This is a genomic window from Pseudomonas sp. BF-B-15, assembly GCF_019946675.1.
In the GTDB taxonomy this organism is placed as follows: Bacteria; Pseudomonadota; Gammaproteobacteria; order Pseudomonadales; family Pseudomonadaceae; genus Aquipseudomonas; species Aquipseudomonas migulae.
Genome location: NZ_JAGYFZ010000142.1, coordinates 1 through 12,071 on the forward strand (window position 1 = coordinate 1; position 12,071 = coordinate 12,071).

General features: G+C 59.2%; 6 protein-coding genes. 3 read left to right on the forward strand and 3 right to left on the reverse strand.

What is annotated here, in order from left to right:
- Positions 1-281 precede the first annotated feature (281 nt).
- Both KGA97_RS27340 and KGA97_RS27345 read left to right on the forward strand, forming a co-directional pair.
- Positions 282-1,355 carry a WD40/YVTN/BNR-like repeat-containing protein gene (locus tag KGA97_RS27340; RefSeq protein ID WP_207284231.1) on the forward strand — a complete coding sequence of 358 codons (1,074 nt, stop codon included), beginning with the start codon at positions 282-284 and terminating at the stop codon, positions 1,353-1,355.
- A 28-nt stretch (positions 1,356-1,383) separates the two neighbouring features.
- A complete protein-coding gene (locus KGA97_RS27345) occupies positions 1,384-3,768 on the forward strand; it encodes an efflux RND transporter permease subunit (protein WP_008042857.1) in 2,385 nt (794 codons plus the stop codon).
- Between the two features lie 64 nt (positions 3,769-3,832).
- Here the strand turns inward: KGA97_RS27345 and KGA97_RS27350 are convergent, their stop codons facing one another.
- The 3 genes from KGA97_RS27350 to KGA97_RS27360 all read right to left on the reverse strand — a co-directional run bounded on the left by KGA97_RS27350 (position 3,833) and on the right by KGA97_RS27360 (position 11,464).
- A complete protein-coding gene (locus KGA97_RS27350) occupies positions 3,833-8,530 on the reverse strand; it encodes a dermonecrotic toxin domain-containing protein (RefSeq protein WP_223481844.1) in 4,698 nt (1,565 codons plus the stop codon).
- 292 nt (positions 8,531-8,822) lie between these two features.
- Positions 8,823-9,542 carry a FadR/GntR family transcriptional regulator gene (locus tag KGA97_RS27355; protein ID WP_008030085.1) on the reverse strand — a complete coding sequence of 240 codons (720 nt, stop codon included), beginning with the start codon at positions 9,540-9,542 and terminating at the stop codon, positions 8,823-8,825.
- 185 nt (positions 9,543-9,727) lie between these two features.
- Positions 9,728-11,464 (reverse strand): IlvD/Edd family dehydratase, encoded by a 1,737-nt coding sequence (locus KGA97_RS27360; protein ID WP_008030087.1) that lies wholly within the window; start codon positions 11,462-11,464, stop codon positions 9,728-9,730.
- A gap of 193 nt (positions 11,465-11,657) precedes the next feature.
- Here KGA97_RS27360 and KGA97_RS27365 point away from each other — a divergent pair.
- A partial coding sequence (locus KGA97_RS27365; RefSeq protein ID WP_223481845.1) for an MFS transporter occupies positions 11,658-12,071 on the forward strand: 414 nt, incomplete at its 3' end.

A 12,071-nucleotide genomic window follows, 5' to 3' on the forward strand; every position in this document is an offset into this window, starting at 1 on the left:
ACCGCAAAAATGGATATGTACACAAAACACCAACCACAAACCCCAAATCACCCCACCTGATACCCCAACATTCAGAAAAACCCCCATCCCCCCAGGTTAACAAAAGATAACGTGGCGTCGATTGTCAGACCTTTCCAAACCCCGATAGGATAAGCCAGCTTCCGAAGGGGCTCTGGATTGCGGGTTTCAGGACTATGCTCCTAACCATCCAATCCCGATGAGCACCCCTTACGGCGCCCTGAAAGGTTGAACGACCTAACAATAATAATGGGGGAAGGTCTATGAGTGAGCCTGTCATGGGTGTGGGTATCTGCCGCCCGCCGGCACTGCGCAAATTCGCATTGCTGGCTACAGCGCTCTCGCTGTTGGGCTGTGCCGTGTTGTCGGCACCTGCGCTGGCCAATGCGGCGCCAGCCACCGACGTTGTCTATTCCGTTGAATCCGCCAAAGCCAGCAAAAGCCTGATGCTCGACGTCGTGCACGCCGGCAAGCGCCTGGTGGCAGTCGGGGATCGCGGGCACATCCTGTATTCCGATGACCAGGGCGCGACCTGGACCCAGGCCAAGGTGCCGACCCGGGCACTGCTGACCTCGGTCTATTTTGTCGACGACAAACACGGCTGGGCCGTCGGGCATGACGCGCAGATCCTCGCCAGCGAGGACGGCGGCGTCACCTGGACCAAACAATATGAAGACCTGAAACGCGAATCGCCCCTGCTCGACGTCTGGTTCCAGGACGCCAGCAACGGCTTTGCCGTGGGCGCTTACGGCGCGCTGGTGGCCACCACCGACGGCGGCAAGACCTGGGAAGACGCCAGCGACCGCCTGGACAACGAAGACCAGTACCACCTCAACGCCATTGCAGCGATCAAGGATGCCGGGCTGTTCATCGTCGGCGAGCAGGGCAGCATGTTCCGTTCCTCCGACTGGGGGCAGACCTGGGAAAAACTCGAAGGCCCCTATGAAGGCTCGTTGTTCGGCGTGATCGGCACCGCCGAGGCCAACACGCTGCTGGCCTACGGGCTGCGGGGCAACCTGTTCCGCTCCACCGATTTCGGCGCCACCTGGGAGCCGGTCGAGTTGAAAGCCACCCGTGGCGCGCTGGAGTTCGGCCTGTCCGGTGCGACCTTGCTCGACGACGGTTCCATCGTGATCGTCGGCAACGGTGGCTCGGTGATCCGCAGCAACGACAACGGCGAAACCTTCAGCGTGTTCAACCGTCCGGATCGCATTTCCGTTTCGGCGGTGACTGCGGCGGGCGACGGCAATCTGGTTCTGGCAGGACAGGGCGGCGTTCGCGTTACCTCGCCAACCGGCGCCGGTGCAGAGAATGGAAAAAACGGGTCGTCCAAATGAGCCGGGCAAATAATAAGAAGGCGGGTCTATGACATCCTTGAGCAGCCATCACCAAGACAAGGCGACGTTTCTTGAACGCCTGATTTTCAACAACCGCCCGGCAGTGATCGTGATCTGTCTGTTGGTGAGTATTTTCCTGTTCTGGCAAGCGACGCTGATTCGGCCGTCCACCAGTTTCGAAAAGATGATCCCGCTCGAGCATCCGTTCATTCAAAAGATGATGGAGCACCGCAACGACCTGGCGAACCTGGGCAACACCGTTCGCATTTCGGTTGAAGCCACCGACGGCGACATCTTCTCCAAGGAGTACATGGAGACCCTGCGTCAGATCAACGACGAGGTGTTCTACATCTCCGGCGTCGACCGTTCCGGCCTCAAGTCGCTGTGGAGCCCGAGCGTACGCTGGACCGAGGTGACGGAGGAGGGCTTCGCCGGGGGTGAAGTGATCCCGCAGAGCTACAACGGCTCCCAGCAAAGCCTCGATTTGTTGCGCAACAACGTGCTCAAGTCCGGTCAGGTCGGGCGCCTGGTGTCCAACGACTTCAAGTCGAGCATCGTCGATATCCCGCTGCTGGAGTCCTACCCGGACCCGCAGGACCAAGGCAAGTTGCTGGCCCTGGACTATCGCAAGTTCTCCCACGAGCTGGAAGAAAAGATCCGCGACAAGTACGAGAAACAGAACCCCAACGTGCAGATCCACATCGTCGGTTTCGCCAAGAAAGTCGGCGACCTGATCGATGGCCTGGTGATGGTGGTGATGTTCTTCGGTGTCGCCTTCGTCATCACCCTGATTCTGTTGTACTGGTTCACCAACTGCATGCGCAGCACCGTGGCGGTGTTGAGCACGACGCTGGTGGCGGTGATCTGGCAGCTCGGCCTGATGCACTTCTTCGGCTTCGGGCTGGATCCGTACTCGATGCTGGTGCCGTTCCTGATCTTCGCCATCGGTATTTCCCACGGCGTGCAAAAGATCAACGGTATCGCCTTGCAGTCCAGTGAGGCCGACAACGCGTTGACTGCGGCGCGGCGCACCTTCCGCCAATTGTTCCTGCCGGGGATGATCGCGATCCTTGCGGATGCGGTGGGCTTCATCACATTGCTGATCATCGACATCGGCGTGATTCGCGAACTGGCCATCGGCGCATCCATCGGTGTGGCGGTGATCGTGTTCACCAACCTGATCCTGTTGCCGGTGGCAATTTCCTACGTCGGCATCAGCAAGCGCGCCGTCGAGCGCAGCAAGAAAGACGCGCACCGCGAACACCCGTTCTGGCGCCTGCTGTCCAACTTCGCCAGCCCGAAAGTTGCCCCGGTGTCGATCGTGTTGGCCCTGTTGGCCTTCGGTGGCGGCCTCTGGTACAGCCAGAACCTGAAAATCGGCGACCTCGACCAAGGTGCTCCAGAGCTGCGTCCGGATTCGCGTTACAACAAGGACAACAACTTCATCATCAGCAACTACTCCACCAGTTCCGACGTATTGGTGGTGATGGTCAAGACCAAGTCCGAAGGTTGCTCGCGCTATGAAGCGATGGCACCCATCGACGAACTGATGTGGAAGATGCAGAACACCGAGGGCGTGCAGTCGGCTATCTCGCTGGTGACTGTGTCCAAGCAGATGATCAAGGGCATGAACGAGGGCAACCTGAAATGGGAAACCCTGTCGCGCAACCCGGACGTGCTGAACAACTCCATCGCCCGCGCTGACGGCCTGTACAACAACAGTTGCTCCCTGGCGCCAGTGCTGGTGTTCCTCAACGATCACAAGGCTGCCACGCTGGATCGCGCAGTTCATGCGGTGCAGGACTTCGCCAAGGAAAACAACAAGGAAGGCCTGGAATTCATCCTTGCGGCAGGTAACGCCGGCATCGAGGCGGCCACCAACGAAGTGATCAAGGAATCCGAGCTGACCATCCTGATCCTCGTCTACATCTGCGTCGCGACCATGTGCATGATCACCTTCCGTTCCTGGGCGGCGACCTTGTGCATCGTGTTGCCACTGGTGCTGACGTCGGTACTCGGCAACGCCCTGATGGCTTTCATGGGCATCGGCGTCAAAGTCGCGACCTTGCCGGTAGTGGCGTTGGGCGTGGGGATTGGCGTGGACTACGGCATCTACATCTACAGCCGCCTGGAAAGTTTCCTGCGTGCCGGTCTGCCGTTGCAAGAGGCGTACTACCAGACGCTGAAGTCCACCGGTAAAGCCGTATTGTTCACCGGCCTGTGCCTGGCGATCGGCGTGTGCACCTGGATCTTCTCAGCCATCAAGTTCCAGGCCGACATGGGCCTGATGCTGACCTTCATGCTGCTCTGGAACATGTTCGGCGCGTTGTGGCTGCTGCCGGCGCTGGCTCGTTTCCTGATCAAACCGGAGAAACTGGCGGGGCAGAAGGGTAACTCGTTGTTCGCTCACTAAACCTCAGGCAAAACCAAAAAGCCGCAACCTTGGGTTGCGGCTTTTTTATGGGCGATTGAAAAACTCAGCGGGGTTGCAACGGTAGAAAATCGCTGTTCGCCAGTTCCTTGCTGATGATTCCGTGATGAATTTCGATTTTCTGCTTCGGGTCCTTGGCCTTGGCCATGGCCGATTCATAGGTTTCGAAGCGTTGCTCCCTGGTTTTCAAGTGCGCCTGGGTGTAGTCAGCCTTGGCATCATCCGCGTTGGCGTAGTGAAAATGCCCGTACCACCAGGGTTGATTGTCTTTATTCAACAAAGCGTACTCTTGCATGAAGTCACGCCGCCCGGTTTTCAGCTGAACCCGGTTGCCGTTGATTCGCGCAAAAATTTCTTTGTGCCGCAGCAGATACTCCACCCCCTCGCTACTGGGCGGTCGGGCGAGTGTCATGCGGGTGCGAAGTTCGGTGGCCTTGTTGTCGAGGATAAGCGCTTTGTCGCGGAGTCCGCTGATCAGCGAAACGTCTGTTTCGCGGTTGGCCGGAGGACTTTCGTGCTGTTCCAGTCCATCGGCGTACCCGATCAGTTTTTGTGCTTCCCGTTGCAACTGCTCTTCGATTTCCTTGGGAGAACTGGCGCGCTGCGCGTAACCCTCGATCTTCTGCACGTTTTTATCGACATCGGCCAACGCCTTGCGGGCATCGCCCTTGAGCTGCTGATAGGGGTGCGTTGCCTTGGTAGCTGCGGGTCTGGCATCGACGATTTCTACCCAGACATTGGGCTCGTGCTCGTGGAACGAAGCCAGTGCCCTTTCTTCGAACGGATGGTTGATGTCGACAATGTCTCCTTCCTGGTGAGCGACCCGTTGTCGAAGATCGCCGATCAATGTGCCTTTAGCGGTTTTGATCACCCGCTTGCGACTGGACCATGAATAGGGACGCTTCATCGGCGGCTTGGGGCCGGAAGCTGATGTTGAAGGCTCCTCCGGTTGCGGCAACAGTTGAAGCGCTTCCGCAAGACGTCGTTCGGCATCGATACGCAGTTGGTGAATGAGCTCGCGCAGGCGATTGAAGGGGTGTGCCTGCAGTTCATCTGTGCTGAAAATGCCTATCGCCTCAAGGCCGTCCTGTGCCTTGTTGTACTGATCGACCAGGTTCTCCAGAACGGAGATCCGATCGCTGTTGGTGTAGGTGTGTTCCGTTTGCAGTTCGGCATGCGAGCGAGACAGCAGCAGTAATGGGCTGAGGGTGTGTTCGAGCACACCCATGGTGCTGCTTCCGAGGGCCTTGAGGCTGAGCAGGCGCAAGATACTCAACTGGTAGCACTTGACGCGCAGTGCCGTCATTTCATTTTCGGGCCTGTTGCCGGTCAGTCGTTTCCAGTACTCGATGCCCAGGCGAGGGATCTGCTTGAGTTCCTGCAGTCGGCTGTCTACCTGGTCCAGAAGCTTGATCATGGATTCGTTGATGTCGGAGGTTTTGCGCATGAACTCAAAGTAGCGATCCAGTACCGCGTCGCCTTCGCGGATCAACGCGTCATGCAAATGCCCGACGCCATTTCTCAAGTCCGCATACGTTTGATTGACAGCCTCGCGCTCCCAGTCAGCAATGACGATCCGTTTGCGGGCGTTGTTGATGATGTTTTCCGACAGGTTGCACAACTGCACAGGATCGGGATCGGATTTGGTCAACTCGGCCAATTCCCTTTTCTCGGCCAGCAGCGTGGCGTAGCTTTCGGTCTGTTTGTCCAGCTCATCAACGAACCGTTGCCTGTACGTGGCGCGATCGAGCTCTGTACTGGCGGCGTCGTTCTTTTTCAGCTGCATCAGGTTTTCGGCAATGTCGACGCGCTTCTGCACCCGCACTTGCTGATCCACGAATTCCTGACGATTGAGTTCCAGCAGACTGATGCGTTGTTGCGTGATTTCTCGCTGGGCGTTGATCCGTGCATTGCGCCCGCCGCCAACCAGTTTCAACCCTTGATCCAGAGTCCAGCGGCCCGCTCCATTGGTCTTGAGCTTGATGCCGGGATGATCCGGGTGCTCCGGATGTATCAGATACGCCTCACCGAACCCGGGCACGATACTCACGCGAAACAGCAGGCCGGCGACGGTGGCGTGCCAAAGATTGCCGATCCGGTACAAACCTTTGAAGACGCCGGTGGTAACGGGCTCTGGCAGAGGTGTCGGCCATGGCACCTGAACCTCCCGTAACGTGTTGAACAGTCGGGCCGCTGCCGAATCGCGCGCGCTCGACTGGTTGAAGTCGAGCAGGGTCTTGCCACTGCCCGGCGGCTCGGAGGGCAGGCCCGGAGTGTCCTGGGTAATAGTCGATTCGGCGGGCCATGAAAATGTCTGCGCAGGACGGCGCAAGGAGGCGAGGGCATCCGGAACTGGCGTCGCTGCGCTGTCGGAAAGTGCCGGGGATCCTTCCTCTCGAGCGACATGCAGAACCAACAGGCCAATGTTCAACAGCACATCGATCCATGCCTGATTCCGCGCCTTCGGGTCATCACTGTCCAGCGCTGGCAGATCGTTGATCAGGCTGTGGGCGATTTGCAGCATCCAGCCCACCACCATGGCGGGGCCGCGCAACAACGGCAGAATCAGGTTGTTGAACACCAGCCAGCCACCCTCAAGGATGATCGCCCAGCGGCTCTCGGCATTCGACACCGATTGCCGATCCGCCAGATCGATCAGTGTGCGTGCATTGCTGACGAACAGACTGGCCAGCAATCGACCTTCTTCCAGCGCGGTGAGCCAGCCGCCAACCGCTTCGTCGCCGGCCAGAATCGCCGGTTGGGGCTTTTCAGGCAGTGTGAATTCGTCCCCTGCATGGAAGTGGACAATATGGGGTTCGGTGAAGCCGTTGTTGTCGTAGATCGGCCGTGCGCGATCCGGCAACCAGGTCAGCACGCTGGTTTGCAACGGGCCGGTTTGCGCAATGGCCCTCAGCAAGTCCTGACGGCTGGGGTATTGGTGCAGGGGTTCTGAGTACATAGGTCGGTAAAGAATATGCGGGCCGTCCGACTTCAGGTCTTTCGGCTCGATGATGAACATGTTGCTGACCACATCACTCGTGGCCCCGACCTTGCGTTGAAACGCCAATGGCCTGATGACGACGGACTGTTCCTCGACAATGCGCTCGGCGGCCAACGGCTGGAAGACTGCATCGACATATCGATAGCCCAGGAAGGTGAAGCCATGCTCACCTTTGATCGAATGCTCAAGGGCACGCAGCGGCAAATTCAGGCTCAGTTCCAGGCCGAAGAGTCGCAGTCGCTCATTGGCTTCGGGACTGTTGCCAAGCAACTGCGCCTCGATGTACTCGGGGTAATGTTTTCCAACATCAACGCGGCTCACCAGATCCAGCAAATAGGCCTCGGTGGTCCAGTCTTGAATCAGCTGGTTTTCGGTGTGGCGAAGGGTCATCCGGCCCTTGGGTTTGCCGGCCAGGTTGTTGATCGCCAGGTCGGTCAGGGACATTTTGACGGGTTCGAGGTAGCCGCTGCCCAAATCGCCGAAAGGCACGTGAAAGGTCAGTTCCAGTTCATCGGACTTGTAGCCGGGTGCCAAGGGCTGGTCTTTGAGCATTTGCTCATGCAGCGCATTTCTGGCGAATGTGCGAAGGTCAACGACGTCGTCGGGCAACGAGCGCCCCTGTGTCTGCTGTTTGACACTGGCCATCGACAACGTGTGTTTACGCCAGGCCATGCGATCAGTGGCGCTGGCGCCCTGCAACCACTCGGGAATCGTTGTCTGTAGGGCGTGAAGGTGCGTCGGGTGGTTGTCGCTGCCGATAAACAGTGCGGCGACATCGGTGATCGCATCAAAACGCTTTTCAAGGCTGGCCACGTTTTCGTGTGCGGGCAGTTTGAGCGACTCCAAATCTTCCAGTTGCCGGTTCAGCAGCAGAGCTGCCTGGGTATCAAAGATGTTGCCGTCCGGAGCAAAACGTTTCCAGGTGATGGAGTCCGCCGTGAAGTCTTGCTGAAACCGCGCGCCCCATGCGGCACCGAAGGCTTGCAGGGACGGGAACGATTCGATGTTGCCGGTCACGCTGCACAACAAATGGGTTTCGCCGCAAATCACCAGGATGTCCGGCTCCTGCAGTGTGAACGACATGTCGCCTCTGCTCAGCGTGACTTGCAGCGTGCAGGCTTCAATTGCACCTTTGGCCCAAGGACGCTGAAGACGTTCGCGGTTGTCGGGTTGGCGGGCCAGCTCCAATAGAATCCCGGCCTGCTCGGCATCACTTGCCGCGAGGCGCGTTGCGGATGTTTTCAATACGCCGGCGAGCAGGTTTCCCAACCATTGCCAACGGCTGACGCCGGCTTCGTCCTGTTCGTTCCAGCAGGCGGCCAATGATTCCTGAGCGCCGATGTAGAAAATGTCGGGTAATTCACGGATGACCTGCGCAATCACTTGCAGGTCGGGCAGTCGCGATGTCGTGTTGTCGACGGTAAGTTGCGCGGGGACACGGTTTGTCAAAAAACAGCTGCGACCGTATTGCTCGCTGAGATCGGGGAATGCGCCGCTGGCCAGGTAGTCGAGTACCACGTCCAAAAGTAGCGTCAGCCGCCAGGCGCCATCCGGGATCGGTTGGGCAATTTTGGTTCGCTCAGGGTCGAACACCAGTTGCGGGTATTTTTCCAGAATGCCGTCCTTGAGCAGGCGGGCGGTTTGCGAGCGTAAGGTCGGTCGGGTATTAAATCGGGTGTGAACCGCCCACGCGATGATGTCGGTGTCGCTTGCGGCGGCGGGTGGTGATGCAGGTGTGGGCATGATGCAATCCTTTGCATGTGTGGTTCCTCAACGTAAAACCGAATCGAAAGGGATGTGCGGTAGCCGGGTACCGCACAGGGAGCGAGGCGATAGGCTAAGGCCGACGTTCAGGCCAGAAACGAAAAAGCCGCAACCAGGGTTGCGGCTTTTTTACATCTGAAGATCAACGTAACCCTTGTAGGAGCCGGCTTGCTGCGGGCGGCGTTCCGACGATGGCGGTGGGTCAGCCAACATATTTATCGTCTGAACAGACGCCATCGCCAGCAAGCCGGCTCCTACAGTGGATCGTGTTTTATGAGGGATCGGCGCCGAGCACCACATTCAGCGCACTGCGCGCATCGTCCAGCTGCACCAGCGTCGCATGCCGGGCACCCAGCGCATCGCGGTTTTCGATGGCAGTGAGAATCGCCTTGTGCCGTGGCAACGCCAATTCATGCAGGTTCGGCCGCTGGTTGGAATGCTTCAACGCTTCGGCAATCGCCACCGACAGCATGTTGCACAGGTTCGCCAGCAGATCGTTGTGAGTGGCGTCGGCGATGCGGCTGTGGAAATCCAGGTCCGGTTGCAACAGGGCTTCAGGCGTCGGCGCGGCTTCCATGCGTTGGTAGGCTTCGCCAATAGAGGCAATGTCTTCGTCGGTGGCGAATTGCGCGGCGAGGGCCGCCGCTGCCGGTTCGATGATGCTGCGCACGCTGGTCAGCAGATCGAAGAACTGATTCTGCGGGCTGCTTTGCATCAGCCAGTGCAGCACGTCCGGGTCGAGCATGTGCCATTCCTTGCGCTGCTTGACCACCGTGCCGACACGCGGACGGGAATACACCAGGCCTTTTGCGACCAACACGCGAGTGGCTTCGCGCAGCACCGGACGGCTGACCGCGTACTCCTCGCACAACAGGGCTTCGGCGGGCAGTTTGTCGTCCGGTTTGAAGCGTCCCGAAACGATCTGCATGCCCAGTTCCTGGACAATGCGCGAGTGCATGCTTTTGCGGTCGGAGGGTTTGCGGTAATCCATGGGGAACGGCGCGATCCTGTGCGGGGGAGGTGCTGCGCATGATAGCAGGCGCGGCGCAATCTTGAGGTAGGCATGAACAAATGTGGGAGCGAGCCTGCTCGCGATGACGGACTGACAGCCAACTTTAATGTTGAATGTTCAATCGCTATCGCGAGCAGGCTCGCTCCCACAGGGGATAGATGCGGTTAGTGGGAGTGGCGGGGGACTTCGGCGCCTCGGCAACCGACCAGGAAGTCGAAGTCGCAGCCCTGATCCGCTTGCAACACATGGTCGATGTATAGCTGGCGATATCCACCCAGGATCATCTGCTGCGGCGGTTGCAGATCGGCCATGCGCGCCGCCAGTTCGGCGTCCGGAATGTCCAGGTGCAGACGCCCGTTGGCGCAATCGAGTTCGATCCAGTCACCTTCCTTCACTGCTGCCAAAGGCCCGCCGGCCGCCGCTTCCGGTGCTACGTGCAACACCACTGTGCCGTACGCGGTGCCGCTCATGCGCGCATCGGAAATACGCACCATGTCCGTCACGCCCTGGGCCAGCAGTTTGGCCGGCAAGCCCATGTTGCCGACTTCAGCCATGCCCGGATAACCCTTCGGCCCGCAGTTTTTCATCACCAGAATCGAGTTGGCATCCACGTCCAGTTCCGGATCGTTGATCCGCGCCTTGTACATGTCAAAGTTCTCGAACACCACCGCACGCCCACGATGCTGCATCAGCTCAGCCGTGGCGGCGGACGGTTTGAGCACCGCGCCGAGTGGCGCCAGGTTACCGCGCAATACGCAGATGCCGCCGTCAGCGCGGATCGGGTTGTCGAGAGTGCGGATCACTTCGTCCTGGCCGTAGATCGGCGCGTCCTTGGTGTTCTCGCCGAGGGTCTTGCCGTTGACGGTCAAGGCATTTGGATTGGGAATCAGGTTGGCTTCGCCGAGGCGACGCAACACCGCAGGCAAGCCACCGGCGTAGTAGAACTCTTCCATCAGGAAGCGCCCGGAGGGTTGCAGGTCGACGATGGTCGGCATGCCGCGACCGATGCGGGTCCAGTCATCCAGCTCCAGCTCCACGCCGATGCGGCCGGCGATGGCTTTCAAGTGGATCACGGCGTTGGTCGAACCACCGATGGCGGCGTTGACCCGGATAGCGTTTTCGAAGGCTTCCTTGGTAAGGATTTTCGACAGTTTCAAGTCTTCGCGGACCATCTCCACCGCACGCATGCCGGACATGTGCGCCAACACATAACGGCGTGCATCCACCGCCGGAATCGCGGCGTTGTGGGGCAGGGAAGTGCCGAGTGCTTCGGCCATACACGCCATGGTCGATGCGGTGCCCATGGTGTTGCAGGTGCCGGCGGAGCGGGACATGCCGCCCTCGGCCGCGAGGAAGTCATCGATGGAGATGGTGCCCGCTTTCACTTGTTCGCTGAGCTGCCAGACCACCGTGCCCGAGCCGATGTCCTGGCCCTTGTGCTTGCCGTTGAGCATCGGCCCGCCGGTGACGACGATGGCGGGCACGTCGCAACTGGCCGCGCCCATCAACAGCGCCGGGGTGGTTTTATCGCAACCGGTCAGCAGCACCACGCCGTCAATCGGGTTGCCGCGAATCGCTTCTTCGACGTCCATGCTCGTCAGGTTACGGGTAAACATGGCGGTCGGGCGCAGGTTCGATTCGCCGTTGGAGAACACCGGAAATTCCACCGGGAAACCGCCGGCCTCGATCACGCCGCGTTTGACGTGGTCGGCGATCTGGCGGAAATGCGCGTTGCACGGGGTCAGTTCCGACCAGGTGTTGCAGATGCCGATGATCGGTTTGCCGTGGAACTGGTGGTCGGCGATGCCCTGATTCTTCATCCAGCTGCGGTACATGAAGCCGTTCTTGTCGGCAGTGCCAAACCATTGGGCGGAGCGCAGGGTGGGTTTCTTATCAGACATGATCGATTCTCTTATTGTATGACTATATTGTTCTGGCTGAGGCGTAACATAAGCGCAATTCGATCTGTTTGGAAGTGTTGTTGCGTAAATAGTATTACTATATAGTCCGCTCCAACGGAGGGAAGGCCCTGGCAGTTTTTGGCGAGAGGCGTCCCCCGAGGTTCTATAACAACAACAATCGGAGACCGATCTCATGAGCCAGGAACTGCGGCTTATTCGTCGCATCACGCTGAAACTGATTCCCTTCCTGATCCTGCTGTACCTGATCGCCTATGTGGATCGCTCCGCCGTGGGCTTCGCCAAGCTGCACATGGGCGCCGACATCGGTATCGGCGATGCGGCTTACGGCCTTGGTGCCGGGCTGTTTTTCATTGGTTACTTCCTGCTGGAAATCCCCAGCAACCTGATGCTCGAACGCTTCGGCGCGCGGCGCTGGTTTGCGCGGATCATGGTCACCTGGGGCGCCATCACCATCGGCATGGCCTTCGTTCAAGGGGCGCACAGCTTCTACGTGATGCGCTTTCTGCTCGGCGCCGCCGAAGCCGGGTTCTTCCCGGGCGTTCTGTACTACATCACGCAGTGGTTCCCGGTTCGCCATCGCGGCAAG